Origin of the sequence: Sphingomonas sp. SORGH_AS_0879 (genome assembly GCF_030819175.1) — a bacterium.
In the GTDB taxonomy this organism is placed as follows: Bacteria; Pseudomonadota; Alphaproteobacteria; order Sphingomonadales; family Sphingomonadaceae; genus Sphingomonas.
Genome location: NZ_JAUTBJ010000002.1, coordinates 2568693 through 2595076 on the forward strand (window position 1 = coordinate 2568693; position 26384 = coordinate 2595076).

Here is a 26384-nt window from a genome sequence, read left to right on the forward strand (position 1 = left end):
GACGGATTTATTTATTTCCGCGAAAATTAATCGCCTCCCCAACTTCAGGCGGTTATCAAGTCCAGGCCATGAGATACCCCTCACTCACTCTTCTGGACGAGGAAAAACGCCTGCTCTGGCAGTTGCGGACCCACGGCGCGCAGTCCCGCTCCACCCTCGCCGCGACGCTCCAGATCAGCAACAGTGCCGTGACCCGGTTGACCAAGGCGCTTGCCGCGCAAGGCCTGCTCGAGGAGATGCCGTCAGAGGCCTTGCCCGCACGCGGCCGCCCCACGGTGCCGCTTCGGATTTCCGCGGCAGGCGGTTATGCCTTCGGGCTCGCGCTCTATGCGGGGATATTGGAGATCGCGGTCGTGGACTATGCGGGCGGGGTCATCGCCCTGACGTCGGAGGCGATCGAGCTGACCGATCCGGCGGGCTTCGCGCGGCATGTCGATCGTCGCATCCACGAACTCACCCTCGAACATCGCCTGCTGGGGCGGCGGCTCTACGGCGTGGGCTTCAGCGCGCCCGGACCGGCCCTTTCGCGCGACGGAAATCGCTGGAGCATCGTCCGCAACCTGCCCGGATGGAAGGACGCGCCTCTGCGGGACATCTTCGCGGAGACGCTGCAACTGCCGATCTGGATCGAGAATGATGCGACCGCCGCCGCACTGGCGGAATATTATCTCGGCGGACTGATCGGACGCTGCACCACGGCCATCGTGATCCTGCTGGGGCACGGCGTCGGCGCCGGGATCATCCACGAAGGGCGATTGATGCGCGGCGAAGCGGGTGGTGCCGGGGAGATCGGAATGTTCTATCCGGGCGACCGGCCCCGCCCGACCACGCTCGACCTCATCGCGACGTTGCAGGCGGCGGGATGCGGCGTGGATTCGCTCGCCAACTTCGCCGACGCAATTCCGGGATATGAAGCCGTCATCGACCGCTGGCTGGAACGCGCCGCCGATCAACTGCTGCAAACCGTCAACTCGGCGATAGCCTGGCTCGAACCGGGTGCCATCCGTCTGATGAGCCCCCTGCCCACCCCCATCATGCAGGGCCTTGTCGAACGCCTGAACCGCCGCGACATCATCTGGGGCGACCATAGTGTCGAGAGCGATATCGGGCGATATACGGTCGAAATGTCCCTGCTCGGCGGCGCGGGCGCCGCGCTGGGCGCGGCCCTGTTGCCGATCCATGCAACAATTACGCGAAACTGACGATCGATGACCGGCTCTCTGAGCGAAACGCGCCGGCCAACGATATGATCTGCCGAACGACCAGCCCGCCACGACCGCTTCTGCGCGCCCGATGGCGGTCACGGGCTTGCCTCGGGGAGCGCTTGCCGCCATTCTTGCCGTCATGGCGACCCGTTACGCCCGATCCGCGTTTCTGAGCGCTACCTTGGCCCTGCTGGCGGTGTTGGGGCTGATCGGCTTGTCGGGCTGGCATGACGCCATGGTCCATGACGACGATCCCGTTCACGCCGTATCGGTCCTGCACAGCCACGCGGCATCGCAAAGCGATCCCGATGCGCCCATTCATGTCCTTGCCCATACGGTCAGCCAATGGGTCGTCTATGCGGGCGTGACGGCGCCCGCGCCCCTGATCGGCATGTCCGTCACCCGCTGGACGATCGCCATCGACGACCTGCCCGGCGGCATCACTCCCGCCGCCCTGCTGAGACCCCCTCGCCGCTGAGCCCGGTCCGGCGCTTCGGCGTCAACAGGCTCCCCATGTGGCAGGAACAGCAACGATATGAACGGTTTCATTCGCCGGGCGCGCGGTATGGCGCGGGCCGGTACGCTGGCGGCGCTATGCACCGCCGGTGCGGGCTTGGCGCAAACCGCGCCCCCCTTCTCGCAACTGCTGCGTCAAGCGCGCGATGCGCCGCGCGTCACCGCGCTCGACGCCGATGTGGCGCAGGCGCGCGGTCAGGCCGAACAGGCACGTGCCCGACCCAACCCTTCCATCAACCTGCTGGCCGAGAATTTCGCGGGCGACCTTCGCACCAATGCCCGCGACCAGCAGCAGACGACGCTCCAGATCGACCAGCCGATCGAACTGGGCGGCAAGCGCGCCGCCCGGATCGCCGCCAGAGAGGCCGGGGTCGCCCTGGCCGAGATACGCGGGATCGAGGGGCGCATCGCCTTCGCGACCGACCTCGCCCGCGCCTATGCCGGAGCCGAGGCCGCCGACCGCCGCATCGCGCTGGCCGAGGACGAGGTGGAGGAAGCGACCGACGTGCTCAAGGTCGCCCGCGCGCTGGTCGCGGCGGGCAAGGAGGCACGGCTACGCCAGATCCAGGCCGAGACCGAACTGCACACGATGGAGTCGGACCTGGAGGTCGCCCGTGCCCAGCGGGTCGGCGCGCTCGCCCGGCTGGCGGCGCTGGCCGGATCGCCGACACCCTATAGCGGCATCGCCGAATCGCTGATCGACCGGATGAACGCGCGTCCGGCGAGCGGCCCGGTCGACCCGATGCAGAGCGCGACGGTGAAGCTCGCCCATGCCGAGCGTGACGCCGCCGCCCGCGCGGTCACCGTGCAGCAACGCCGCGCCACGCCCGACATCACCGCGCAATTGGGTGTGCGACAGCTGCGCGTCGCGAACGGCCCGGCGGTCGTCGCGGGCGTCTCCGTCCCCCTGCCGGTCTTCGACCGCAACCGGGGCAATATCGCCGCCGCCCAGGCCGAGTTGCAGGGCATGGAAGCGCGCGCCGCCGCCGCGCTGTTAGAGGCCGAGGCGGGCACCCGCGCCGCCGTCGCGCTGATCGCCGCTGCCGACAAGCGGGGCGAGGCGGCGAGGCGGATGCTCGCCACCGCCGAGGAAGCCTATCGGCTGGCGCGCCTCGCCTATGAGGCGGGCAAGGCGCCGCTGATCGAGCTTCTGAGCGCGCGCCACAATCTGGGCGCCGCGCGCGGCGTCATCCTGGACGCCGACATCGCCCGTTTCGAGGCGCGCGCCACCCTGGCCCGCCTGGCGGGCCTCAGCATCACCGGAGAACCGGTCCAATGATCGCCAAACATCGTCTCTATGCGGGCGCCGCGCTGGGCCTTGTCGCCGCCGCTGCTTTGGGCTTCGGTGCGGCCCGGCTGACCCAGCCGACCGCATCCCCCGCCCCCACCACCCAGCCCGCTGCCGAAGAGGGACCACGCGACACGCTGGTCCTATCGCCGCAAGCCATCGCCGCGTCGCAGATCGCCGTCGCGGCGGCGGGTACGGGCGAACTGGACCGGGCGGTCATCGCCGCCGCAACCGTCCAGGCGACGCCCGATGCCGACGCCGTGCTGACCGCCCGCGCGCCCGGCACCGTCACCCGCATCCTCGTCCGCCTGGGCGATGCGGTGCGGGCCGGGCAGACGCTGGCGCTGATCGAAAGCCGTGACGCCTCGCAGATCACCGCCGACCGCGCCGCCGCCGCCGCGCGGGTCGGGCTGGCTCGGCGACAACTGGAGCGTGAGCGCGGGCTGTTGGCGCAGGGGGTTTCGCCGCGCGCCGACTATGATGCGGCCCAGGCCAATTTGGTAGTGGCGCAGGCCGATGCGCTCCGTGCGGGCGCGGCGGCAGGGGCCGCGCGCGTCACCGGCGACGGGCGCTCGGTGGCCGTCACCAGTCCCATCGCCGGGCGCGTGACCATGACCGAGGCGAAGCTGGGGCAATATGTCGCGGCAGAAACCGACCTGTTCCACGTCGCCGATCCCCGCCGCCTGGAAATCGCCGCCGCCGTTCCCCCGACCGAGGCCGCGCGCATCCGGGCTGGCGACCGGGTGGACCTCATCACCCGCGAGGGACAGATCCTAGCGGGCCGGGTCCGCGCCGCGACCGGCGTCGTCGATCCGCAGTCGCGCACCGCGACGGTTATCGTCACGCCGCTGGCCGCCGCCGCCACGCTCGCGCCGGGCCAGCTGGTCCAGGCGCGCATCTTCGCCAGCGGCGGCGCGGCGCATGACGGTATCTTGATCCCGCAGGACGCGGTCCAGACGCTGGGCGGGCGCGACATGGTGTTCGTCCGCACCCCGCGAGGCTTTCGCGCCCGGCCAGTGACGATCGCGGGCCGCTCCAACGGCATGGTCGCCATCGCGGGCGGCATCGCGGTGGGTACGAGGATCGCGACGACCAACGCCTTCCTGATCAAGGCCGAACTCGAAAAGGATATGGGGGGCGAAGAATGATCGCCGCCATCCTGTCCGGCTCGGTCCGGCTGCGCTGGCTGGTCGCGGTGCTGACGCTGGCCGTCGTCGCGTTCGGCGTGTGGCAGATCACGCTGCTGCCCATCGACGCGGTGCCCGACGTGACCAACCGTCAGGTGCAGGTCAGCAGCTTCGTCCCCGCGCTGGGGCCGGTCGATGTCGAGAAGCAGGTGACCTTCCCCATCGAGACCGCGCTGGCGGGCATTCCGGGGCTGGAGATGACCCGCTCGCTGTCGCGCAACGGCTTCAGCCAGGTGACGGCGGTGTTCACCGATGCGACCAGCATCTATTTCGCGCGCCAGCAGATCGCCGAGCGGCTGGCCCAGGCCAAGGACAGCCTGCCCGCCGGAGTCCAGCCCAGTCTCTCGCCGCTGAGCACCGGGCTGGGCGAGATCTTCTTCTATTCCATCGCCTTTCGCCATCCCGACGGGCGCGGCGCGCGCCGCATCGATGGCAAGCCCGGCTGGCAGAGCGACGGCAGCTACCTGACCCCCGAGGGCGAGCGACTGACCACCGAACTCGCCAAGGCGGCTTACTTACGCACAGTCCAGGACTGGATCATCCGGCCGCAGATGCGCACCGTTAAGGGTGTGGCGGGCGTCGATTCCAACGGCGGTTACGTCAAACAATATCTGATCGAGCCCAATTTGTCGGCGCTAGCCTCCTACGGCATATCGATGACCGAGCTGGCCGATGCGGTCGAGCGCGCCAATGTGTCGGCGGGGGCCAATTATGTCCGACGCGCAGGCGAAAGCTTCCTGGTGCGCGCGGATGCGCGGCTGAAGTCGATCGAGGATATCCAGGACGCGGTCGTCGCCACCCGCAACGCCGTGCCCGTCCGGGTCCGCGACGTCGGCCAGGTGACGATCGGCGGCGCGGTCCGCACCGGCTCGGGCAGCCGCATGGGATCGGAGGCGGTCATCTCCACCGTGCTGATGCTGGTCGGCGAGAACAGCCGCATCGTCTCGACCGCGGTCGCCGACAGACTGGTCCAGATCAACCGCACCCTGCCCCCGGACGTCTTTGCCGAGCCGGTCTATAACCGGTCGAAGCTGGTCAACGCGACCATCGCTACGGTCCGGAAGAACCTGGTCGAGGGCGCGCTGCTGGTCATCGTGGTGCTGTTCCTGCTGCTCGGCAATGTCCGCGCCGCCCTCATCACCGCCGCCGTCATTCCGATCACCATGGTGATGACCGCGACCGGCATGAACATGCTGGGCGTATCGGGCAATTTGATGAGCTTGGGCGCGCTCGACTTCGGGCTGATCGTCGACGGGGCGGTCATCATCGTCGAGAACGCCCTGCGCCACCTCGCCGAGCGGCAGCAGGTCGAGGGGCGGCTGCTGACCCGCGCGGAACGGCTGGAGACCACCGCCGCTTCGGCGCGCGAGATGATCCGGCCGACCGTCTATGGCCAGGCGATCATATTCCTGGCCTTCACGCCGCTCCTCACCTTCCAGGGGGTGGAGGGCAAGACCTTCGCGCCGATGGCGATCACGCTGATGATCGCGCTGGCCTGCGCCTTCCTCCTGTCGCTGACCTTCGTACCCGCGATGATCGCGATCCTGATCAAGGGCCGCGTCGAGGAGACCGAGGTGCGACCGATCCGCTGGTTCAAGGCGCGCTACGCCCCCGTGCTCGCCCGCGCCATCGCCCGGCCGCGCCCTTTCGTGATGGGCGGGGCGGCGGTGTTCGCGGCCGCGCTGCTGGGCTTCGGCCTGCTGGGCGAGGAATTCATGCCGCAGCTCGACGAGAAGGACATCACCGTCACCAACTTCCGCGTCCCCTCCGCCTCGATCGACCAGTCGACGCAGATGCAGATGCGGATCGAGAACGCGCTGAAGACGCTGCCCGAGGTGGCGCTGGTCTTTTCCAAGAACGGCAATGCCGATCTGGGCACCGACCCGATGCCGCCCAATGCGTCGGACACCTATATCATCCCCAAGCCCGAGAGCGAATGGCCCGCCGAGGTGCGGACCAAGGCCGACATCATCCGCCGCATCGAGGAACGGATGAAACAGGTGATCGGCAACCGCACCGAGATCCAGCAGCCGATCCAGATGCGCTTTAACGAACTGATCGCGGGTGTGCGCGCCGATGTCGCGATCAAGCTGTACGGCGACGATCTCGACGCGATGGGGGCCGAGGCGCAGAAGATCGCGGGGGCCGTGCGCACCATTCCGGGCGCGGCGGATGTCAGCGTCGAGCAGACCGACGGCGCGCCGACCTTCGACGTGCGGATCGACCGCCAGGCGGCGGGTCGCCTGGGCCTGTCGGTCGACGAGATCGCAGCGACGGTCGCGGCGGCGCTGGGCGGGCGCGAGGCGGGGCTGGTGTTCGAAGGGGATCGCCGCTTCGCCGTGGTCGTCCGCCTGCCCGACGTGCAGCGCGACGATATCGACACGCTGGGCGCGATCCCGGTGATGCTCCCCGCCGCCGAGGGGCAAACGGCGCGCTCGGTGCCCTTACGCGAGGTGGCGAGCTTCCATTATACCCAGGGGCTGAACCAGATCAGCCGCGAGAATGGCAAGCGGATGATCACCGTCCAGGCCAATGTCCGGGGCCGCGACCTGGGCGGCTTCGTCGAGGCGGCGGAGGCGCGGATCGCGCGCCTGTCGCTGCCGCCGGGCATGTATACCGACTGGGGCGGCACCTTCCAGAGCCTGCAATCGGCGCGGCTTCGCCTGATACTGGTAGTGCCGATCTGTTTCCTGGCCATCTATGCGCTGCTGTTCATGGCGCTGGGCGGCTTTGTCCCTGCGCTGATCGTGTTCTCGGCGGTGCCGATGGCACTGGCGGGAGGCGTCTTCGCGCTGCTGTTGCGCGGCATCCCCTTCTCGATCACCGCAGCGGTCGGCTTCATCGCGCTGTCGGGCGTGGCGGTGCTCAACGGCCTCGTCATGATGAGCGCCATCGCCCGGCACCGCGCGATGGGCGAGCAGGATGACCGGGCCATTGCCGAGGGCGCGATGGAGCGGGTCCGGCCCGTGCTGATGACCGCGCTGGTCGCCTCGCTGGGCTTCGTGCCGATGGCGCTGGCGACCGGCACGGGGGCGGAGGTGCAGCGGCCGCTGGCGACGGTGGTGATCGGCGGGCTGATCACCTCCACCGCGCTGACGCTGGTCGTGCTGCCCGCGATCACCGCCTGGGCGGCGCGCTGGGCGAAGGCCCGGAGGCGCATCGGGCCGCCGGTCGCGGCTTGAGCGCCTGCCCGCCCCCTGCCGTCGCCGGGGGCGGGCCCGAGCTTCACTACCGCTATCTGTTCGAAATCGACGCCGTTGCGCTGCTGGCACGACTGCATTCTGACGCTCGGGGAGGAGTCCTTCATTATGGCGAGCATCATGACGATAGGCATGGTCACGGCCCCATCCCCTGCCAAGGCACCCGGCACCACGGTTCGGGCGGGCACGGCTGGTCAGCACCGACGCGTGGGGTCCGGACATCTTCCCGGCGGCGATGCACAGCGATCATATCTCGATGACCCGGCGCGGCGATGGCGGCTATACCCTGTCAATCAGCAGCAGCGGCAAGGTCGATCCCGCGCCGCAGTTCCTGCACTTCTCGACCCAGTTCGTGCCGATGTTCCCGCGCCGCTGTCGCAAGCTGTCTCCCGGCGGGCTGGAGGGGGTGCGATCGGGATATGAGCGGATCGCCCGCTGGCGGCTCGACCGGCCGACCCCGATGGATCGGATGCGCATCCGATCCCACGCCCGATGCGGCGACCGTCAAGCGCACCCATGCCCGCGCTGGAGTTGATGCCGCGTCGGTCGGAACAGGCCGTGATCGGCGCCTGGGCGGGTTCTGCCGACAGCACCTCGGATGGCGTGTCCGGCATCGGCGAGGTGGACCAACTGCCCGGCTTGGTGCTGGCCGCAGGGTTCAGCGGGCACGGCTTCGGCATCGGGCCGGGCGCAGAGCATCTGATCGCCGACATTGTCAGCAGCGCGACGCCGATCGTCGATCCCCAACCCTATCACCCCAGCCGCTTCGCCAGTTCCGCCTGGGGCAAAATCGCGGAATTCTAGAGCGGGATGACATGGAGTCGACCCGAGCCGAGCCCCTCCCTTTCAGGATTCCTCTGCGAAACGGCTCATTTGTGACAGAGGATCTGGGCGAGGCTTTCGCTGCAGGGATCCGGTACGGGCCTTGGTCAGCTTTGGCTGGCCGGTTTGGAGGGGCAGGATCGCCCCGGCTCAGCCAGCGGCAAGGATGGCGGCGCGTCTGAGATTGTAGATGGTGGCAAAGGCGAGGAAGTCTGCGGCGTTCCGCTCGATCGACAGGCATCTGGTGCGCGCCTTGCCGTAGAGGCGCTTCATGGCGCTGAAGACCGCCTCGACAGGGGCGCGCCGTCTGGCGATGAGGTGGTTGCGCCGGGCCTGCCAGCGCGGCAGCTTTGGCATGTAGCGGTGCCGGCGATGCATGATGCGATCCTTGATCCCGGCCGCCTTCAGGGCCTTGCGACGCGCCTGGCCCTCATAGGCCCGGTCGGCATAGACCGCGCCTTCGTCGCCGCAGACCAGCGCGTCGGCCCGTTCGACATCCTGGACCCTGGCCGAGGTGAAGGCCAGCTTGCGGATCAGGCCCGAGCCCTCGTCCATGCCGATAGGGAAGCGGTAGCCGAACACCGGCTTGCCGTCCTTGCGCGTCCAGTCGGCACCCGGCTCCTGGGGGTGCGGATCACCCGGCGCGATCCCGTCCCCGCGTGGGGGCTTGCGGGTCGCCTTGACCACCGAGGCATCAAGGATCGTCCCCCGCCGCAGCACCAGCCCCTGCGCATCCAGCTGCCGGTTGATCTCGGCAAAGCAGCGCTCCAGCACGTCCCCCGCCGCCGCCGCCGCGCGAAACCGGCACAGCGTCGTCTCGTCCGGCGTGCCGCCATCCAGCGCAAAGCCGCAGAACCGCCGGAACGACAGCCGGTCGAGCAGCGCCTCCTCCAGCCCGGGGTCCGACGGATCATACAACGCCTGCAGATACAGCGCCTTGACCATCGCCAGCGGCGCATAGGGCGGTCGACCCGTCCGACCCTGCCGCAGCGGCGACACCAGCGGCTCCAGCCGGCTCCAGTCGATCAGCCGCTCGATCCCCGACAGCTTCGCATTCGATCCCAAGCGCGGATCCATCAACGCTTCCACCAGCGATCGCTGCTCGACCATCACCATGCCCTCCTGCCCGCACAGTGAATCACTCAACCATCCTCATTGCCAGCCGTTTCGCAGAGGAATCCCTTCAGGGGAGGGATGGATCAACCCGCTGTCATCCCGCACCAGCTGGCCTATAAGCCGGCTTGGTCGATCATTTGTGCGATCTCACTCGGCAAGGCCGTTTCCGACTTTGGCAACAGCCGATGAAGCGCCGTCTGGACGCGTTTGCGGGCCACCTGATACGCCTTGTGGCGGATGACCCGCATCGCGTTCGTTCGCCAGGACGGGCTCTCACCGAGCCGTACCTCCCACTTGGCCTCCTCCGCCTCGAGGATCGACAGCGCCAGGCGCAATCCATCGCGTCGTCCGCGTGCATATTCGTCGGAAACCGGGGAAGTCTTCATCTTCGGACGAGATTGGCCCGCCCTGCCGGCTGTGACAAGGCAAATCCCCGGTGCGGCTCAATTGCCCTCGGCGTCGACCATGACGACCACCGGCCTGCCACGCGACATCGGCTCCCACCCGGCCGATATCGCCGAGCGCACGCAGCGCGCCATCGTCGCATCGTCAAGCTGAAGCCGACCGCGCGGCAATCCCTTCAACAGCCGCTTGGGCGGCGGAAATTCGACCAGGGCTTCGCGCTTGGCATCCTGCTGAAGGAGCGAGATCGTCATGCCCTTCCACCCCTCGTCATCCGACTCATGGGGTTCGCTGTGCAGATGCCAATCATAGGCCACGCCATCGACAGTGACGGTTCCGGCGTTCGTTCGGGATTTCGACATGGCCGGGTCCCTAGCATAGCAAATCGGCGAAGGCACAAATTCGGGTATCGCTCGTAACCATGTGGCCCGGATGCGGTTCGGGCTCGTTTGGAAAATATCCTGACCAAGAGAGAATGGCATGCTGTTTCACACGATGGTCGGATCGAACGACATTGAGCGATCTAAGCGCTTTTACGACACGGTGCTGGGCACCCTGGGCGTGGGCGAAGCAACACGGAACATCGCCGACAGCGGCCATACCCGGCTCATCTACAATCATGGCAATGGGACCAACTTCATCGTCAGCCAGCCGATCAATGACGAACCGGCAACCGTCGCGAACGGCGGCGCCGTCGCCGTCGCATGCAACTCGCCGGAGCAGGTGAAGCAATTTCACGATGTCGCGGTCGCCAATGGCGGCACCTCGATCGAAGCACCGCCCGGACCGCGCCACACGGCGTCCATGGGCACGGTCGAACTCGCTTATTTCCGCGATCCCGACGGCAATAAGCTATGCGGGATCCACTTTCCCCGATAATCCAGCGAACCTGTGCTGCCTGTCCCTTTCGGGGATGGGCAGCGCTTGGTCGATCCGGTGCGACGAGGATCGCGCCTGAGGGTCGGCGAATATTGGCCCGATGCGCGGCGTGGGACGTTGACCGCCGCATGAAGACGATCCGCTTTCCCGACGGCACGACCGTCCCCGCGCTGGGCCAAGGCACGTGGATGATGGCGGAAGATCATGCCCGCCGATCGGACGAGATCGCCGCCCGCCGCCGCGACATCGACCAGCAGGCCCTCTGCGCCCAATGCAGCATTTTGTCGGTGGCTTACCTGCCCAAAGACGCCGTGGCCGAACTCGACGCGATCGGTCGGTAATCAGGCAGGCCGGTTGGCGAGCACCGCGTCGAGCAGACCGGGAAAGCGCTGGTCGAATTCGGAGCGGCGCAGTGTGTTGATCATCTCGCGCCCGGCCTGCGTCGTCTCGATCAGCCCCGCCGCGCGCAGCAGCTTCAGATGATTGGACAGCGTACTCTTCGGGATGGACTCGCACGGCGCGGCGTCGGTGCAGCGCAGCCGCTCGGTCGCGGCGAGCCGCGCCACCATGGCCAGCCGATTGGGATCGGCGAGCGCGTGAAGCGCCAGATCGAGCGGAACGTCCTCCAGCCGGGGATGGGTGAAGCGGGGCATGCCATCAGATATAGGGCAACGCAGTGAATTTAATAGTTCGGTATTATTGAACTATTAAGGCGTCACCCCATCTTCGGCCTGCCGACAGCGCACGATGCCGTGATCGCGGGCCAGATTTTGGAGAATGCACATGTCCATCCAGGGAAAGACAGCGCTCGTCACCGGCGGATCGCGCGGCATCGGCTCGGCCATCGCCAAGCGACTGGCCGCCGAGGGCGCGGCGGTGGCGATCACCTATGCCGGGAACAAGTCGGCAGCGTATGCCACCGTGGCGGCGATCGAGAGCGCGGGCGGCACCGCCTTCGCCTTCCAGGCCAATGCCGCCGATCCGGCCTCGCAGCGAGCGGGCGTCGAACAGGCCGCCGCTGCACTGGGCGGGATCGACATCCTGGTCCACAATGCCGGAGTGGCCGAATTCTCGACCGTCACCGAGGATACCGACGAAACCTATGACCGCCAGTTCGGCGTCAATGTGAAGGGCCTGCATGTCGGCACCCGTGCCGCCCTGCCGCATCTTCGCGACGGCGGGCGGATCATCCTGATCGGCAGCATCTCGGGCGAAATGGCTTTCCCCGCGACCACGGTCTACAGCGCGACGAAGGCGGCCGTCGCCGCGCTCGCGCGCGGCTGGGCCAAGGACCTCGCGCCGCGCAACATCTTGGTCAACACCGTGCAGCCGGGACCGATCGACACCGACATGAACCCCGCCGACAGCGACTTCGCGGGACAGCTGCTGCAAGCCATCCCGCTCGGCCGCTACGGCAAGGTCGAGGAGATCGCGGGTGCAGTGGCGTTCCTCGCCGGGCCGGATGCAAGCTACATCACCGGCACCACACTCAACATCGACGGCGGTGCGACGGCGTAAGGCAAGTGATCGCCTCCCTTTCCCTAGGACCCATCGACATTCACGTTACTCCCTCTTCCCTCTCCCTTGGATAGGGGAGAGAAAAGCAGGGCATATCTGAATGGCGATCCGGCTTGGTGGAAGGGGCCGACGAAGCTTGGGCGAGTATGACGCGGACCTCTGCCCCCGATACTCGTCCATCCGCCGCACTTGTCGGTTGCCAAGCCCCTGAAACAGGACGGGTGCCGTTGCCGTCACCACGGCACCCGTGCCTATGGTGGACACGTAGGGCGAGCGCTTCGTTCAGAACCGACATCGCATGCAACAGCCGGAGTGGGTTCGATCTTCAATCTCGTCTTTGCCGTACCGGCGCTGATCGTCCTGGCACGCTGGCTGTGGCCGTTGCCGCTGCCGCTTTGGGCCAAGATACCCGCCGGGTTCCTGATGATCGCGGCCTCGCAGTTCCACCTGTGGAGTCGCCTCTCCTCAGGCTCGGTATTCGCGCCCGAATTCCCGCGGCTGGTCGTCATCCTGTTCAACTGGGCATTCGGCGCGCTGCTCCTGCTGGCCGTGTTCCAACTGTTCCTCGACCTGGGAGCACTGCTGACCATGCTCGTTCGCCGGGAGGTGATCCGAGAGCCAGCCCTTCTCCGATATGCCATCGCCGGGGTGGCAGCGATGCTGGCCGGGATCGGGGTCGCCAACGCGCTGCGCGTTCCGCCTATCAAGGACGTGACGGTGGCGATCCGCGACCTGCCGCCGTCCTTCGACGGCTACCGGATCGTTCAGCTTACCGACCTGCATATCAGCCGCCTCTTCACTGCCCAATGGGCGCAGTCGGTCGTCGAGCGCGTCAACGCGTCCGGTGCCGACCTGATCGTCGTGACCGGCGACTTCATCGACGGGTCGGTCGAGATGCGGCGTGATGACGTGGCGCCATTGCGGCAGTTGCGTGCGCCCGACGGGGTTTATGCCATTCCGGGCAACCACGAATATTTCTTCGATTACGGCGCGTGGATACGGCGCCTGTCGAGCATGGGCTTCCGCATGCTGACCAATGCGCATGCCGTGATCCGACGCGGCGGCGACGGACTGGTTATCGCGGGAGTCACCGACCTGTCGGCGCCCAGCGTCGGCGAGGCGGGACCCGACCTCACCCTTGCGCTCCGAGGGGCACCCGCCGACGCGCCGATCATCCTGCTCGACCATCAACCCCGCAAGGCACGCGATGCCGCCGCGCGCGGGGTGGCGCTTCAACTGTCCGGGCACACCCATGGCGGCATGATCCGCGGGCTCGATCGGCTCGTCGCGCGAGGCAATGCCGGGTTCGTGTCGGGACGATACGCGGTCGGTGGCATGACGCTCTATGTCAGCAACGGCACCGGCTTGTGGCCGGGCTTCGCGCTGCGGCTGGGCGTGCCGTCCGAGATCACGCGGTTCACATTACGGCCGGTACCATAGGGCCGATATCACGATAGGGTAAGGCAGGGGTCCCAACCTGCTTTTATCGGCGGCTGATGGAACGATGAGGCGCAAAAAATGGGAGCACCCTCGTCGTCGGCTTGGGCGCGGGTTTCGGTCGGGCCCTGACCGATAGCGGCGCGTCCGCCGCGATCGTCGCGCTTGCCGGGCAGTGGCATGTTCCCATACTCCTCCTGGCATGGTTCATCGCCGCGCTGATCCGCACCGTGACGATGGTGCCCTTCATATTGACGTCGAAATATCCACCTTTTGGTAAGTGCTCAGAATGTCTGAAACGCCGCAAGCCGACGATCCCGTCACGACGCCGATCGCGCCCGCCTTTACCTGCGGGCTCGACGCTACGCTGAAGATCATCTCCGGCAAGTGGAAGCCCCTGATCCTCACCTTCCTGCTGCGCGGCCCGACCCGCTATGGGGAACTAAAGCGCGCCATTCGCGATGTCAGCGACAAGGTGCTGATCCAGCAACTCAAGGAGTTGGAGGCGGACGGCGTCCTGCGCCGGAACGACTAAAAGGAGGTTCCGCCACGGGTCGACTATACGCTGACCCCACTCGGCCAGAGCCTCGCCCAAGCGCTGGAACCTTTATGCCAATAAGGCACCGCGAACATGGCCGTGATGCAGAAACTTTTCGCCGAGCGCGATGGCTGGGGACGCGAGCGTCGTTGACCAGCCTCTGGCTGCCGCAGGGGGTATGTTGCTGACAGGTTCGAGGTGCCGGGGCCCCTGCTCACGCGCATCGAGGAAGAAGCCCGTGCGCAGCGGCTGGCGCCCCCGCTCACGATCCGGCACGCCTGGGCATCAATGACGAAGGCGACGTAGCATCATCGCCTATCGCATCCCCTTAGCTCGCGTTCAGTATCGCGGTGCTCTGGCGAAGTCCGCCTTGCCGAAGGGCCGGTCGTGGAACATGTAGTCGTAATAGAATGCGCGCAACCGCCGGTGAAAGGCGCGGATGCGGTCTTGATAGGCGAGTTGGGCGCTCAGATCGGTATGGGCGAGCCGCGTCAGCAACGCCTGGACTCCGACCGACGGGAGCAGCCAGCCCAGCGCATCGGCGGTCGCGGCACGGCGTTCCAGCCCTTGGCGATAGGCTTTCACTCGATCGGCGACGCTCTCGTCGCCATTCTGGTGGAAGGCGAAATACCATTTGTAGTGGAAAGCGTCGGGCAGCGGCGGCGAGTCCGCCCATTGGGGGTGGCTGGCGTAGAAGCGCCGCATCGTTTCCTCACGCGGGATTTCCCAGGCGTGGTGGACATTTTCACGTTGTGCCAAGGCGATCTTGGCGCCTTCGTCAACGGGAATGGCGCGGTTGATGATCACGTTGGCGAGCGTCGGGATCACAAGGACGAGCACCAGCCACGATCCGGCCAGCGTCGCGGCATTGGCGGTCGATCCATGACCCAGACGCGACACCAGCCCGGCCAGCCCGATCCAGAACAACAGATAGGCGCCCGCCACCGCCACCACGAGCAGAACGGTCCAGGCGGCGACCCCCGACAGGATCGCGCCGATCACGAACGGCACCGACAGGGCCGTCAACAGCAGCCCGAAACGGACCAGCCCGCGCCGCAGCCATAGTCGCCCCGCGCCCGGCAACGCGCCCAGCATTCGCGCCCGCCCGGCCTCGCGCTCGCCGGACTTCAGATCGTGAAACAGCGCGATGGCGAAGAGCGGCGCAAGGAAGACCAGCACGAAGGCGAAATCGAACCGCCCCGGCAGGGCCAGTTCGGGATTGAAGGTGTCGCCGTCATAGATCTGCGCCTCCAGACCCAGCGCCCGGACCCGCAGGATATAGGGCGCGACGTCGCGCATTCCGATCGCGGCGAAGGCGAGCGGTGCGGGCGCGTCCCAGGTCGGGTGGAAACTATAATAGGCGGCGCTTCCCGCATCCTTTTCCCGATCAATATAGGTGGCGATCGCCCCGATATCCTCCGCCTGTGCGGGCGCAATCGCATCGATGGCGGCGCGCTGCCGCGCCATTTCGGCCATGCCGGCGGCGACGGCGGCGATGCTGAGCATGGCCAGCAGGACCAGCGCGATGCTCGCCATGCGCGACCGCCATAGCAGCCGCAATTCATGCATCCAGATCGCCATCACTTCGCTCCCAGCCGACGGGTGGCGAGGGCCAGTGCGCCCCCGGCCACCAACAGCCACCCCAGCATGATCGCCAGCCCTGGCAGGCTCGCCCGCACCAGGGTCCGGGCATCGGGCTGGACGAAGGTGAATTCGGGGATACGGCGCCAGTTGTCCGCCCCGATCCGCTTGCGCCGGTCCGCCCCGGCGTCCTTGGCGGTATCGTCGGCATAGCGGACCGCCTCCGCCTGCAAGCGGTTCAGCCGCTGGACCAGGGCGTAGCGATAGGCCTCCGCCTGTTCGAGGAAGCGGCGGTGGCCGGCGAAGTCGGTGCCCGCCGCCGCCATCGACGCCTGGCGCAACGCGATGGTCGGGCTGAGCACGCCGACGCCGGTGACCAGCGCATTCTGCCGCGTCTGCGCCGCGAAACTGTCGGCGGCATAACGATCGAACAGCCTGCTGGTCATCGCCTCGCCTTCCAGCGCGAGCAGGCCCTTATAGTTGACCGGCAGATCCTCGACGCGGGTCACGCCATAGCGTTTCAGCACGTCCGCCTTGAACTTCGCGAAATGTGGGTCGTCGGGATTATGGCTGTCGCCCATCCGCCGCAGGTCGCGGGCGATGGCGACATCGGTCTGTAGTCGGTTGGCGAGCGGATAGGCCGCACTCGCCATATCAGGGGCGACGCGCGGCAACAGCACGACGGTCACCGCCCAGGCCGCCAGCAAGGCGAGCAGCGCATCGCGGCGACGACGGACCAGCATCGACACGAGGATGATCGCCACCACCCACAGCGCGAGATAGGCGGCATAGGCGAGCGCGATCGCCAGCATCGGCCCCGCAAACGCCCCCGGCTGGCTGGAGATCAGGACGAAACCGATCATCGCGGGAAGCCCGACCAGCAGCGCGACCCCGCCCAGCGCGGCGAGCTTGCCCAGCACGATCGCCCGTGCCGACGCCCCTTGCAGCATCAGCGGGCGCAGCGTTCCCCCCTCCGTCTCGCGCGCGACGGCCCCATAGCCCAGGAAGATCAGCAGCAGCGGCGCCACGGCCTGAAGGACGAAGGCGGGGGTCAGCTGTCCGAAGCGGACCAGCGCCGAGCTTTGCCGCACATCGCCGAAATTGCTCGTATTCTGCCGATGTCCTTCGAGGAACATGGTGTTGCCGGTAAAGGCGTCGACGCCCGGATCGAAGGCGGCGAGCGGGCCGAGCGGGCGGAAGATGAAATGGCCGTAATGGACGACGCGGTGCGGGTGGCGGTCGGGCTGCGCCTCGAACGCATGGTTCGCCTCCGCCTGGTTGCGCGCGCGGCTATCGGCGATGCCCTGTTGATGCGTCCAGGAGGTGACGACCGCGACCAGCGTCAGGAGCAGCAGCAGCAGGACGGCCGTCACCGCGACGCGGTTGCGCCGCATCAGCCGCCATTCGTCGCGCGCGATCAGCGAGATCGCGTTCATGCGCCCGCGACCCCGGCGAACCGGTCGTGCAGGGCGCGTACGTCGAACCGGGCCTCACCCTCCGCCGCGACCTCGGCCACGATGCGTCCGCCTTCGAGGAAGCCGATGCGGTCGGCGACATCGGCGGCGCCGAGCAGGTCGTGCGTCACCATCAGCACGGCGGTGCCCCGCGCACGGACCGCGTGGAGCAGCGCGTTGAAATCGGCTGTCGCGCGCGGATCAAGGCCGGAGGTCGGCTCGTCGAGCAGCAGCACCGGCACCTCGCGGAGCAGCGCCACCGCGATGGCGACCTTTTGCCGCATTCCCTTGGAGAAGCCGCCCAGCCGCTGATCGAACGCCCGCTCCTGCAACCCCGCCGCCGCCAGGGCCCCGGCAATCGCCGCCCGGTCGCGCGGCGTACCCGACAGCGCCAGCAGATAATCCGCATTCTCGACCGCGCTGAGATGTTCGTACAGCGCAACATTTTCCGGCAGATAGGCGATGCGCCGTCGCGCCGCGTCGGGGTCGGTCGCGGGGTCGATCCCACTGACCCGGACGCTGCCTTCATCGACCCGGACGAAGCCCAGCAATGTCGACAAGGTCGTCGACTTGCCCGCGCCGTTCCCGCCGAGCAGCGCATAGATTTCGCCTGCCGCGACCGACAGCGTCAGGCAGTCGAGTACCTGATGGGCGCCATAAGAGAGAGTGGCATCCGCTATGGCGATTTCGGACGAGGCAGCGGGGGTTGAAGGCGTGGTCGACATGTCCTGATCACTGCCCTCTCGGCCACACCACCGTCAACAGTCACGATGTATCATTTCATTGACAGGCGACAGACGATCGGTTTGTAGGCGCGTAACTGCGTATCATTTGCATCGAGGATTCCATGACGATCTGCCTGCGCCGGCTCGCCCCGGCCCTGATTCTCGTGCCGCTACTGACCGCTACCGGTGTTCGCGCCGAGGGATCGGGCGAGCGCGTGCCGACGGAGGAGGAAACGACCGACGAGGTCGTCGTCACCGGATCGCGTAAGGCCAATGCCAGCATCAACGGGCTCGACATCGACCCGCATCTGCTGCCCCAGAATGTCCGCCTGCTCGACGATATGCTGATCGACCGAGCGGGCTTTACCGACCTGTCGCAGCTGTTCGATCTTGCCGGGGGCATGTCGCGGCAGAACAGCTTCGGCGGGGCATGGGATGCCTATGCGATCCGGGGCTTTTCCGGCGACATCAACCAGGGGCCGGATCTGCTGGTCAATCGCTTCAGCGCCAATCGAGGCTTCAATGCGCGCCGCGATGTGGCGACGGTCGAAAGTTTCCAGGTGCTGAAGGGTCCCGCCTCGGCACTGTCGGGCAAGGGCGAGCCGGGCGGCTCGATCAACATCGTGACGAAGGCGCCGCTCGACCATTTTCATGCGAGCGGCGAGCTGGGCTATGCCAGTTTCGATACGTGGCGCGGCAGCTTCGACATTGGCGGGCCGGTCGAGGGTGGCCTGTCGACGCGGGTGATCGGCGTCTATCAGGACGGCGGCAGCTTCCGCGATTTCGTCCGCAACGACCGGTTGCTGTTCGCGCCGTCGATCGGCTGGCGGGTCAGCGACCGGGTGCGGCTGCTCTACCAGCTCGAATACAACCTCGTCCATTTCACCCATGATCGCGGCCTGGTCGCGGTGAACGGCAATGGCCGGGCGCTGCCGCGCAGCCGCTTCCTCGGCGAGCCCAATGACGGGCGGATGACCCAGCGCACGTCGCAGCATCAGGCGACGGCCTATGTCGACCTGGCCCCCGGCATCACGCTGGAGGGGGGTGTCCAGTATCGCGATGGCGCGTTGCTGGGCCAGTCGACGCACAATGCCACGCTGGTCGGCACGCGGTTGCGACGGCAATTGCGCATCCACGATTACAAGTGGCAGGATCTGTCGGGTCGGATCGAGATCAGCGCCAACCGGACGCTGCTCGGCATCGGCAACCAGTTGCGGGTCGGCGCGGACGCCTTCGACTTCGACCAGCGGCGCATCTTCTACCGTTTCAGCCCGACGGCGGCGCAGCCCTATGACATCGACATCTTCAACCCCGTCTATGGCCAGCCCAAGCCGGTCGCGCCGCTCAACCAGAATCTGCTCGAACGGCTGAGCGGACAGAGCGTCTATGCGCAGGATCTGCTGACGCTCGACGATCGCTTCTCGCTGCTGCTCGGCATCCGCCACGACTGGATACGGCAGGACAATGTGAACTATCGGAGCGGTCGCACCGATCGCCAGCGCCCGCAGGCGACCAGCCCCCGCGCCGCCTTCACCTTCGCGCCGAGCGAGCATGTCTCCACTTATGTCAGTTGGGGCCGGTCGTTCCGGTTCAATCAGGGCGTCGATGCCGCCGCCAGCCCCTTCGTGCCCGAACGCGGCGAGGCGTGGGAAGCCGGGGTGAAGGTCGCGGCGCTGGCCAAGCGCCTGACCGGCACCGTCTCGCTGTTCCAGATCACCAAGCGCAACATCCTGGTCAACGATCCCGCCAATGCCGGTTTCTCGATCGCGACCGGCGAAGCGCGCAGCCGTGGCGTGGAAGCGGACGTCAATTATCGTGCCGGGGACCGGCTGACCCTGACCGGCGTCTATGCCTATACCGATGCGAAGGTGACGCGCGACACGCGGCCCGGCCTGACCGGCAGCGGCCTGTCGAACATCCCGCATCACAGCGGCGCGGCCTATGCCTTCTGGCAGTCGCGGGGGACCGAGCCCGGATCGGTCGGCATCGGTGCCGGAGTGACCTATGTCGGCGAGCGGCCGGGCGACGATGTCGTCAGCGGCTTCCGCCTGCCGGGCTATGCCACCGCGCGCCTCAACCTGTCCTATCAGGTCGCCCAGGGACTGTCCGCACATCTCGACGGCGAGAATCTGTTCGACGCTTATTATCTGGAAAGCAGCTATTCGAACGTGTGGATCACACCCGGCGCGCCGCGCACGATCCGCGCCCGGATCGCCGTCGCGCTGTGAGGCGGATGGCATGGGGGCTGGCGCTGGTCGCCGGGGGCTGGGTCATGCCCGCCGCCGGGCAGCGCACGGCCGAGAATACGGTGCGCGAGGCGGAGGACGGCTTCGGCAAGAGCGTCGGCAGCGAGTCCATCGGCATCTATGCCAGCGGCGAGGTGCGCGGCTTCAGCGCGACCGAGGCAGGGAACAACCGGATCGAGGGCGTCTACTGGGACCGTGCCGCCATATTGAGCAGCGTCATCACGCGGGAAACGACGACCCACGTCGGCCTCAGTGCCTTTGGCTATCCCCTGCCCGCACCGACCGGGATCATCGACCATGAGATGCGGCGCGCGGGAACGAAGCCGGTGGTCAGCGTGCAGGTGAACAGCGGCGACTATCTGGGGACCGACCTGGTCGTCGATGCGGCCATCCCGATCGGCGACCGGATCGGCATCAACCTGGATGCGGCGCTGTACGACGATGAGTATGTCAGCGGCGCCGGGGGCTGGTTTGTCAGCTATGGCGGGATTGCGCGGGTGCGGCCCGCCGACGGCGTCGAGTTGACCGGCTTCTATGGCGGCTACAGCTTTGGCGACGAGGAACAGGCACCGACGATCTTCACCGCCGATGGTCGCGTTCCGGGACGCATTCCCCGCCGCCGCTTCTTCGGGCAGGACTGGGCCGACTGGGCGGGGCAGGCCTTCAACTATGGCGGGCTGGCCAAGGCGACGCTCGGCAAATGGCAGGTCATGGCAGGTGCCTTTCGCAGCCGTTTCGCCCGCGACGAATATCACACCGCCTTTTATCGCGGGGTCGATGCGAACGGGGTGGGACGGTCCTTCGTCCTGGCGGGCGAGGATCAGACGACCGCCTCCACCTCGGGCGAGCTGCGGGTCAGCCGCCTGATCGAGGACGGTCCGCGTCGCCACCGGCTGCTCGTGTCGGTACGCGCTCGCGACGTGGCGGCGCGTTATGGCGGGCTGGCCACCGCCGATTTCGGGCTGGCGACGATCGGCGTTCCCGATCCAAAGCCCCAACCGCGGCTGGTTCCCGGCGAGCGGACGCGCGACGATGTGCAGCAGACGAGCTATGCCATCGGTTATGAACTGCGCTGGGCGCGGCTGCTCGAACTCAATCTGGGCCTGACACGCACCGATTACCGCAAGACGGTCGCGGTGCCGGGAGCGCCGGCCGTGCTCCAACACGACCGGCCATGGTTGTGGAACGCCGCGCTGGCGCTGCTGCCGACCGAGCGACTGACGCTCTACGCCGCGACGACGCGCGGGCTGGAGGAAAGCGGGATCGCGCCGGGCAATGCGAGCAACCCCGGCGCGGCGCTGCCCGCGCTGCGCACCCGGCAATATGAGGCGGGCGCGCGCTATGCCTTTTCCGGCGGCTGGCGGGCGACGGCGGCGGTGTTCGACATCGCCAAGCCCTATTTCGATCTCGACCGGCGCGACGGCATGTTTCGCCAGCTGGGCACCGTCACCCATCGCGGAGCGGAGGCGTCGCTGTCGGGCAGTCCGCTGGAGGGCCTGAGCATGGTCGCCGGCATGGTCTGGCTACGGCCCCGCGTGACCGGCCAGGCGGTCGACGACGGGCGGATCGGCGCGCGCCCCATCGGCCGCACGCCGCTATTCATCGATGCCAGCGCCGATTATCGGATTCCGGGCCTTGCCGGTGTCTCGGTCGACGCCCATGCGACCTTCGAGGCGCGGCGGACCGCCAATGCCGCGAACACCGCCGCGCTCCCGGCCCGCGCGATCCTCGACCTCGGTGCCCGCTATCGCAGTCGCATCGGCCGCGTGCCGACGCTGCTGCGGCTACAGGTCCGAAACGTCGCCGACACATTCGGTTGGCGGGTGTCCGGCGGTGGCGGCTATACCCTGTTGCCGGGCCGCCGGGTGACGGCGAGCCTGACGGCGGATTTCTAGCACTGGGCCTTATCCCATGGCGTTCGCCGGAGAATCCGCGACCCGGCCGTAAAGTGGCATTGCGTCAGACGACATTCAGATCCGTCACGAACTCGTAGCGGTCTCCGCGATAGACCGAGCGGGTGAATTCGACGATCCGCCCATCGGGAATTCGGGTGCAGCGTTCGATCCGCAACACCTCGGAATTCTGTCGTACGTTGAGGATCCCGGCTTCGGTTTGCGTGGCGAGCGAGGCGCGGACGCGCTGCGTGCCCGATGTGGGTCGAAAGCCATGGACCTCAAGCGCCTGATAGAGCGAATCGCCCAGCGCATCGAGGTCGGGCATGAAGATCGCCGGAATCACCGCATGCTCGATCGCCAGCGGTTCATCGCCCGCCAGGCGGACACGGCCGAGCCGGGCGACGCGGGTATCGGGAGCCACTCCCACCGCCGCGGCTTCCTCTTCGGTCGCCAGGGCGTAGGATTTGTAGATCCATACCACGCCGGGGTCCTGCCCGCGCGACCGGGTGTCGTCGGTAAAGCTGTTCAGCTTCGCCCCCGGCGCTTCGATCCGTCGCGCGACGAAGGTCCCCGAACCCTGCCTGCTGATCAGCACGCCTTCGTCGATCAACTGCTTGATGCCCTTGCGGACGGTGACGCGCGACAGGCCCACCATTTCGCTGAGTTCCCGTTCGGAGGGCAGCGCACTTCCCGGATCGATCCCCCCGCCGTCGATATGCTCGCGCAGGCTCTGGGCGAGTTGCAGGTACAAGGGCGTCGCTTCGTCGCTCCGCGTCCAGGCGATATCGCGCATCGTCACGCCTCCCGCGCGTCCAGCGTTTGCAGGGCGTCGCGCAGGCTGCCTTGGTGCGCGTCGAGCAGCGCCCTCGCCTCGTCCAGGGGCAAGCCCATGGCGACCAGCACGCCACACCTTATGTCGTTCTCCGCAACGTCGAGCGCATGGATCGCCACCTCGGCATCCACGTCGGCCAGTTCCTGGACCATGCGGCGAGCGCGTCGAAGGAGCTTGGCATTGGATACGCGCATGGCCACCATCCGTCCGCGATAGACGAACCCCAGGCGCAGCATGAGGGCGGTGGACAACAGGTTCAGCACCGCCTTTTGCGCGGTTCCCGCCTTCATGCGGGTCGATCCCGCCAGAACTTCGCTGCCCGTATCGGCCAGCACATGATGCTCCGCCTGTTCGATCAGGGCCGTCCCCGGATTGTTGGCGATCCCGATCGTCAGCGCACCGAGCGCCCTGGCGTGCCGAACCGCGGCCACGGTGTAAGGCGTCTGTCCGCTCGCCGCGACACCGATGACGACATCGGACGGCGTGATCGCGCAGGCGTCGATATCGGCCCGCGCCGCCTCGACATTGTCCTCCGCCCCTTCATACGCCTCCGTCAGCGCGCCGAAGCCGCCCGCCATCAGGAAGACCAGGCGCTTCATCGGCCAGCAGAATGTGGGGTTCAGCTCGGTACCGTCCTGCACGGCGAGCCGCCCCGATGTGCCCGCGCCGACATAGATCAGGCGTCCGTCCTGGCCCAGCCGCGCCGCCGCCGCTTCGGCAGCCCGCGCGATCGCGGCCGTCTGCGACTGGATGGCGGCGATGGCGGCCATCTGCCCTTCCAGCATCGCTTCGACCGCCGATTCCGTCGGCCATTGGTCAAGGTCCAGATACCGGGCGTCGAGCGTTTCGGTATTCATCATAGCGTTGATCCCACTGGGAGCGTCGATGCAGAGCGGCCCGCTGGCGCGGCGCAGACCAGGAACGCCAAGGCCGTTCCTATGCAAAGCTGGAAAGGAAAGGATAGCCCGGTGAGCGCGAGCGGCAGGTCGATGGCCCGGGCAATCGCCGGTTGCAGCAGGATGATCGTCACGAAGCCGATCAACAGCGCCGCGATGGCCGAGCCGGTCGTGCCGCGCGTGGTGAACAACGCCGTGAAATACACGCCGAGCAGACCCGCATAGCTGAACACCATCACCTGCAACGCGAATTCGAGGAGGCCCATCGAACTGTGGCGCTGCCAGTAGAAGGAAAGGACGGCCATCAGGAACATCGCAAAGCCGATGATGCCCATGCCCGCACGCCCGGCCTGAACGAAATGATGCTCATCCACGGGCCCACGCCGGTCGCGCCAGGGGCGATAGAAGTCCTGCACCAGGACCGACGACATCGCGTTGAGCGCCGAATTGGTGGTCGCCACCGCCGCCGCGCAGATGCCGATCGTCACCAGGCCGCGCAGGCCGCCGGGCAATTGGGTCAGGATATAGTGCATGAAGATGCTGATCTTCTGCCCCTCGAACCTGCTGGCCGCGACGGCGCCCGAACCGCCCATAAGGTCGGGACGGTCATAGAAGACGTACAGCAACAGGCCGATGACCATGAACATGCCGACGGTCGGCACGGTCGCCAGTACGGACAAATAAAGGCTGCGCGCCCCCGTCCTCGCGTCCCGGCACGACAGCAGGCGCTGCGTGGTGTCCTGATCCATGCCCGCATTGGCGATGTACAGCAGCGCGAGGCCCGTGACGATCGCCAGCACCGAAAAGGGCCGCGACAGGTCGAGCGAGAAGTCGAACAGCCGCAGCTTGTCCACGCCCTGCGGCGTATGCGCCAGCGCCTCCAGTATCTGGCCATTCGAGGCCGGGATCGACAGGCGCAGGAACACCAGCACCGCGATCGCCGAGCCGACATAGACGACGAACTGGATCAGGTCGTTCCACAATACCGACTTCAGACCGCCAACGAAGGTGAACGCCACGCTCGCCACGACCAGCGCGGCGGCGGCGAAGATGATGCCCTGCACACCCACGCCCCCCGTGACGACCATCGCCAGCGCGATGGCGGCGAGATACACGCGCGCACCACCGGCAAAGACCCGTCCCACCAGGAACATTCCCCCCGCCCAGCGGGTCGCCCGCTCGCTGAAACGCAAGGTCAGCAACTCATAGGCGGTGGTGGCGCGGATCGCGTAGAAACGCGGGATCAGGACATGCGCCACGAAGATCGCGCCGATCAGGCCCCCGCAAATATTGCCGCTGAGATAGGTGAGGTTGCCGTGATAACCATAGTCCGGCCCTCCCAGGAAGGTCGCGGCCGACTGCGTCGCGGACAGCACCGAAAGCGCGGCGAGCCACGCCGGCACGGTGCCGCCCGCCAGGAAATATTCGCGCGCCGACGTGGTCTGGCGCGGCGTCAATATCCATCCGCCCACGACCAGCACCAGCAGATAGCCCGCGATCACCAGCCAGTCGGCCATGGAAAAGGGCAACGTCATCGAAGCATACTCCGATCGCCCGGAACCGAACGTCCACGGGCATGGGGCGAATGCGCCCGGCCCGCGGATCGGGCCGGACGCCATGGCAAGGCTATCCGATCACAGATGCGCGGTCAGCGAGAAGCCGATCGTCCGCCCCAATATGTCGTAGGTGTCGGGGAAGGTGTTGAAGACACCGCCGGTCGACACGCGCGGCGGGGTCTTGTCGAACAGGTTGTAGACGCCCGCGCTCATCGTGACGACATCGGTGAAATCGTACGATGCCGACAGGTCGAAGATATCCTGCGCCGGAAGCGTCTCGGTCGACCCGACCGTGCTCGACCGGACCTTGCCGATACGCTGCCAGTCGAACTGGATCACGCCCTTGTCGAGCAGCCAGCCGAGCCCGGCAGTGTGGCGATAATCCGGCTGGACCAAGGTCGTACCGTCGCTCGAACAGGTCGCACCGAACGTGCCCTTGCACTGCACCGCCGACACGGTCGGGTTCGCCTGGATCAGATAGGAGGTGACGATGTTGCCCTGATAGCTCGCACGCACCCCCTTGCCCGGCAGCCAGTCCGCCCGCAGCGTATAGGCCGCCGAGATGTCGAAGCCGCGTTGCAGCAGACGGCCCAGATTCTGGTTGTTGACGAACGCATCGGCGAAGGTGCCGTTCGCGTTGCGCGTGACCAGCGCGCACAGCGGATTGCTCGCGCTCGGATTGGTGATGTAGCAGCTCGTGATCGCCGCGATCGGCTGGATCACGCCGACCGCCCCGCGCAGGTCGAGGTTATAATAGTCGACCGTCACGTTCAGGCCCGGCAGGAAGGTCGGCGTGAACACCGCACCCGCCGTCGTCGTATAGCCCGTCTCCGGCTTGATGTCGGGATTGCCGCCATAATAATAGTTGCCGGTCAGATAGCCGGGGGCGGTGGAATTGGCCGAGCCGACCGCCGGAGCACCGAACCGCGCGCATTGCGCCGCATTGCCGGTACCGATCACGCAAGGATCGCCGCCATAGCGCGGCTTCAGGCGATCGACCGTGACCAGACTGTTGAGCGGCAGCGAGGAAGTTGCTGGCGGCGAACTCCCCGAAATTGGGCGTCCGCAACACCCGTTGATAGGTGCCGCGC

25 protein-coding genes and 1 pseudogene are annotated in these 26384 nt (G+C 67.2%); 15 read left to right on the forward strand and 11 right to left on the reverse strand.

Annotated elements, in window-relative coordinates; all coding sequences use genetic code 11:
* The first annotated feature begins 68 nt into the window (after window positions 1–68).
* From QE379_RS12735 to QE379_RS12765, 7 genes are all read left to right on the forward strand, one after another.
* Complete coding sequence (locus tag QE379_RS12735; RefSeq protein ID WP_307000969.1) at window positions 69–1202, forward strand: ROK family transcriptional regulator; 1134 nt, start codon at window positions 69–71, stop codon at window positions 1200–1202.
* 142 nt (window positions 1203–1344) lie between these two features.
* Window positions 1345–1683 (forward strand): hypothetical protein, encoded by a 339-nt coding sequence (locus QE379_RS12740; protein ID WP_307000970.1) that lies wholly within the window; start codon window positions 1345–1347, stop codon window positions 1681–1683.
* Window positions 1684–1740: 57 nt separating this feature from the next.
* Window positions 1741–3000, forward strand: coding sequence for a TolC family protein (locus QE379_RS12745; RefSeq protein ID WP_307000971.1), 1260 nt, complete (start codon window positions 1741–1743; stop codon window positions 2998–3000).
* Window positions 2997–4157, forward strand: coding sequence for an efflux RND transporter periplasmic adaptor subunit (locus tag QE379_RS12750; protein WP_307000973.1), 1161 nt, complete (start codon window positions 2997–2999; stop codon window positions 4155–4157). The genes QE379_RS12745 and QE379_RS12750 overlap by 4 nt, the downstream gene beginning before the upstream one ends.
* Complete coding sequence (locus QE379_RS12755; protein WP_307000975.1) at window positions 4154–7378, forward strand: efflux RND transporter permease subunit; 3225 nt, start codon at window positions 4154–4156, stop codon at window positions 7376–7378. Before QE379_RS12750 ends, QE379_RS12755 begins: the two co-directional genes overlap by 4 nt.
* A gap of 253 nt (window positions 7379–7631) precedes the next feature.
* Window positions 7632–7931 carry a hypothetical protein gene (locus tag QE379_RS12760; RefSeq protein WP_307000977.1) on the forward strand — a complete coding sequence of 100 codons (300 nt, stop codon included), beginning with the start codon at window positions 7632–7634 and terminating at the stop codon, window positions 7929–7931.
* Window positions 7931–8200 (forward strand): FAD-dependent oxidoreductase, encoded by a 270-nt coding sequence (locus tag QE379_RS12765; RefSeq protein WP_307000978.1) that lies wholly within the window; start codon window positions 7931–7933, stop codon window positions 8198–8200. Before QE379_RS12760 ends, QE379_RS12765 begins: the two co-directional genes overlap by 1 nt.
* Window positions 8201–8368: 168 nt before the next feature.
* On the opposite strand, the gene QE379_RS12770 is transcribed toward QE379_RS12765, so the two are convergent.
* From QE379_RS12770 to QE379_RS12780, 3 genes are all read right to left on the reverse strand, one after another.
* Window positions 8369–9364: an IS5 family transposase gene (locus tag QE379_RS12770; RefSeq protein ID WP_307000981.1), complete on the reverse strand. Its 996-nt coding sequence runs from the start codon at window positions 9362–9364 to the stop codon at window positions 8369–8371.
* Window positions 9365–9447: 83 nt separating this feature from the next.
* Window positions 9448–9669: a hypothetical protein gene (locus QE379_RS12775; RefSeq protein ID WP_307000983.1), complete on the reverse strand. Its 222-nt coding sequence runs from the start codon at window positions 9667–9669 to the stop codon at window positions 9448–9450.
* Between the two features lie 108 nt (window positions 9670–9777).
* Entirely contained in the window at window positions 9778–10098 is a 321-nt protein-coding gene (locus QE379_RS12780) for a hypothetical protein (protein ID WP_307000985.1), read from the reverse strand.
* Window positions 10099–10216: 118 nt separating this feature from the next.
* Here QE379_RS12780 and QE379_RS12785 point away from each other — a divergent pair, with 118 nt between their 5' ends.
* Both QE379_RS12785 and QE379_RS12790 read left to right on the forward strand, forming a co-directional pair.
* Complete coding sequence (locus tag QE379_RS12785) at window positions 10217–10615, forward strand: VOC family protein (RefSeq protein ID WP_307000986.1); 399 nt, start codon at window positions 10217–10219, stop codon at window positions 10613–10615.
* 128 nt (window positions 10616–10743) lie between these two features.
* On the forward strand, window positions 10744–10956 hold the full coding sequence (locus QE379_RS12790; protein ID WP_307000987.1) for a hypothetical protein: 213 nt from the start codon (window positions 10744–10746) through the stop codon (window positions 10954–10956).
* Here the strand turns inward: QE379_RS12790 and QE379_RS12795 are convergent, their stop codons facing one another.
* The gene (locus tag QE379_RS12795) at window positions 10957–11268 is read right to left on the reverse strand and encodes a helix-turn-helix transcriptional regulator (RefSeq protein ID WP_307000988.1); all 312 of its coding nucleotides are present in this window, start codon (window positions 11266–11268) and stop codon (window positions 10957–10959) included. It abuts the gene before it with no gap.
* Window positions 11269–11398: 130 nt separating this feature from the next.
* Between QE379_RS12795 and QE379_RS12800 the strand changes: the two genes are divergently transcribed.
* The 4 genes and pseudogenes from QE379_RS12800 (at window position 11399) to QE379_RS12810 (ending at window position 14189) form a co-directional block, all read left to right on the forward strand.
* Complete coding sequence (locus QE379_RS12800) at window positions 11399–12133, forward strand: 3-oxoacyl-ACP reductase family protein (protein ID WP_307003209.1); 735 nt, start codon at window positions 11399–11401, stop codon at window positions 12131–12133.
* A 312-nt stretch (window positions 12134–12445) separates the two neighbouring features.
* Window positions 12446–13573, forward strand: coding sequence for a metallophosphoesterase (locus tag QE379_RS12805; RefSeq protein ID WP_307000989.1), 1128 nt, complete (start codon window positions 12446–12448; stop codon window positions 13571–13573).
* A 101-nt stretch (window positions 13574–13674) separates the two neighbouring features.
* Window positions 13675–13941, forward strand: coding sequence for a hypothetical protein (locus QE379_RS19610; RefSeq protein ID WP_373461782.1), 267 nt, complete (start codon window positions 13675–13677; stop codon window positions 13939–13941).
* Window positions 13860–14189, forward strand: a pseudogene (locus tag QE379_RS12810) (winged helix-turn-helix transcriptional regulator). The gene QE379_RS19610 and the pseudogene QE379_RS12810 overlap by 82 nt, the downstream one beginning before the upstream one ends.
* Window positions 14190–14447: 258 nt before the next feature.
* Here the strand turns inward: QE379_RS12810 and QE379_RS12815 are convergent.
* Genes QE379_RS12815 through QE379_RS12825 form a run of 3 tightly spaced genes read right to left on the reverse strand, consistent with a single transcriptional unit; the run spans window position 14448 to window position 17868 of the window.
* On the reverse strand, window positions 14448–15689 hold the full coding sequence (locus QE379_RS12815; protein WP_307000990.1) for a DUF3526 domain-containing protein: 1242 nt from the start codon (window positions 15687–15689) through the stop codon (window positions 14448–14450).
* A complete protein-coding gene (locus QE379_RS12820) occupies window positions 15689–17125 on the reverse strand; it encodes a DUF3526 domain-containing protein (RefSeq protein WP_307000991.1) in 1437 nt (478 codons plus the stop codon). The genes QE379_RS12815 and QE379_RS12820 overlap by 1 nt, the downstream gene beginning before the upstream one ends.
* Window positions 17122–17868, reverse strand: a complete 747-nt coding sequence (locus tag QE379_RS12825; RefSeq protein WP_307000992.1) for an ABC transporter ATP-binding protein — start codon at window positions 17866–17868, stop codon at window positions 17122–17124. Before QE379_RS12825 ends, QE379_RS12820 begins: the two co-directional genes overlap by 4 nt.
* Before the next feature lie 122 nt (window positions 17869–17990).
* Between QE379_RS12825 and QE379_RS12830 the strand changes: the two genes are divergently transcribed.
* Both QE379_RS12830 and QE379_RS12835 read left to right on the forward strand, forming a co-directional pair.
* Window positions 17991–20096: a TonB-dependent siderophore receptor gene (locus QE379_RS12830; protein ID WP_307000993.1), complete on the forward strand. Its 2106-nt coding sequence runs from the start codon at window positions 17991–17993 to the stop codon at window positions 20094–20096.
* Between the two features lie 5 nt (window positions 20097–20101).
* On the forward strand, window positions 20102–22009 hold the full coding sequence (locus tag QE379_RS12835) for a TonB-dependent receptor domain-containing protein (protein ID WP_307000994.1): 1908 nt from the start codon (window positions 20102–20104) through the stop codon (window positions 22007–22009).
* A 64-nt stretch (window positions 22010–22073) separates the two neighbouring features.
* On the opposite strand, the gene QE379_RS12840 is transcribed toward QE379_RS12835, so the two are convergent.
* The 4 genes from QE379_RS12840 to QE379_RS12855 all read right to left on the reverse strand — a co-directional run bounded on the left by QE379_RS12840 (window position 22074) and on the right by QE379_RS12855 (window position 26253).
* Window positions 22074–22802, reverse strand: coding sequence for a GntR family transcriptional regulator (locus QE379_RS12840; RefSeq protein WP_307000995.1), 729 nt, complete (start codon window positions 22800–22802; stop codon window positions 22074–22076).
* 2 nt (window positions 22803–22804) lie between these two features.
* Window positions 22805–23698 (reverse strand): N-acetylmuramic acid 6-phosphate etherase, encoded by an 894-nt coding sequence (locus QE379_RS12845; RefSeq protein ID WP_307003211.1) that lies wholly within the window; start codon window positions 23696–23698, stop codon window positions 22805–22807.
* Window positions 23698–25254 (reverse strand): sodium:solute symporter, encoded by a 1557-nt coding sequence (locus QE379_RS12850; RefSeq protein WP_307000996.1) that lies wholly within the window; start codon window positions 25252–25254, stop codon window positions 23698–23700. The genes QE379_RS12845 and QE379_RS12850 overlap by 1 nt, the downstream gene beginning before the upstream one ends.
* A 117-nt stretch (window positions 25255–25371) precedes the next feature.
* Complete coding sequence (locus tag QE379_RS12855) at window positions 25372–26253, reverse strand: TonB-dependent receptor (RefSeq protein WP_307000997.1); 882 nt, start codon at window positions 26251–26253, stop codon at window positions 25372–25374.
* Window positions 26254–26384 lie beyond the last annotated feature (131 nt).

Bases quoted from the DNA above. Each gene is read 5' to 3' on its own strand.
- QE379_RS12850 (WP_307000996.1), bottom strand. From the start codon at position 25,254: ATGGCCGACTGGCTGGTGATCGCGGGCTATCTGCTGGTGCTGGTCGTG.
- QE379_RS12830 (WP_307000993.1), top strand. From the start codon at position 17,991: ATGACGATCTGCCTGCGCCGGCTCGCCCCGGCCCTGATTCTCGTGCCG.
- QE379_RS12800 (WP_307003209.1), top strand. From the start codon at position 11,399: ATGTCCATCCAGGGAAAGACAGCGCTCGTCACCGGCGGATCGCGCGGC.
- QE379_RS12790 (WP_307000987.1), top strand. From the start codon at position 10,744: ATGAAGACGATCCGCTTTCCCGACGGCACGACCGTCCCCGCGCTGGGC.
- QE379_RS12745 (WP_307000971.1), top strand. From the start codon at position 1,741: ATGAACGGTTTCATTCGCCGGGCGCGCGGTATGGCGCGGGCCGGTACG.
- QE379_RS12765 (WP_307000978.1), top strand. From the start codon at position 7,931: ATGCCGCGTCGGTCGGAACAGGCCGTGATCGGCGCCTGGGCGGGTTCT.
- QE379_RS12815 (WP_307000990.1), bottom strand. From the start codon at position 15,689: ATGGCGATCTGGATGCATGAATTGCGGCTGCTATGGCGGTCGCGCATG.
- QE379_RS12845 (WP_307003211.1), bottom strand. From the start codon at position 23,698: ATGAATACCGAAACGCTCGACGCCCGGTATCTGGACCTTGACCAATGG.
- QE379_RS12820 (WP_307000991.1), bottom strand. From the start codon at position 17,125: ATGAACGCGATCTCGCTGATCGCGCGCGACGAATGGCGGCTGATGCGG.
- QE379_RS12835 (WP_307000994.1), top strand. From the start codon at position 20,102: ATGGCATGGGGGCTGGCGCTGGTCGCCGGGGGCTGGGTCATGCCCGCC.
- QE379_RS12840 (WP_307000995.1), bottom strand. From the start codon at position 22,802: ATGCGCGATATCGCCTGGACGCGGAGCGACGAAGCGACGCCCTTGTAC.
- QE379_RS12795 (WP_307000988.1), bottom strand. From the start codon at position 11,268: ATGCCCCGCTTCACCCATCCCCGGCTGGAGGACGTTCCGCTCGATCTG.
- QE379_RS12780 (WP_307000985.1), bottom strand. From the start codon at position 10,098: ATGTCGAAATCCCGAACGAACGCCGGAACCGTCACTGTCGATGGCGTG.
- QE379_RS12740 (WP_307000970.1), top strand. From the start codon at position 1,345: ATGGCGACCCGTTACGCCCGATCCGCGTTTCTGAGCGCTACCTTGGCC.
- QE379_RS12825 (WP_307000992.1), bottom strand. From the start codon at position 17,868: ATGTCGACCACGCCTTCAACCCCCGCTGCCTCGTCCGAAATCGCCATA.
- QE379_RS12785 (WP_307000986.1), top strand. From the start codon at position 10,217: ATGCTGTTTCACACGATGGTCGGATCGAACGACATTGAGCGATCTAAG.
- QE379_RS12755 (WP_307000975.1), top strand. From the start codon at position 4,154: ATGATCGCCGCCATCCTGTCCGGCTCGGTCCGGCTGCGCTGGCTGGTC.
- QE379_RS12735 (WP_307000969.1), top strand. From the start codon at position 69: ATGAGATACCCCTCACTCACTCTTCTGGACGAGGAAAAACGCCTGCTC.
- QE379_RS12750 (WP_307000973.1), top strand. From the start codon at position 2,997: ATGATCGCCAAACATCGTCTCTATGCGGGCGCCGCGCTGGGCCTTGTC.
- QE379_RS12760 (WP_307000977.1), top strand. From the start codon at position 7,632: ATGCACAGCGATCATATCTCGATGACCCGGCGCGGCGATGGCGGCTAT.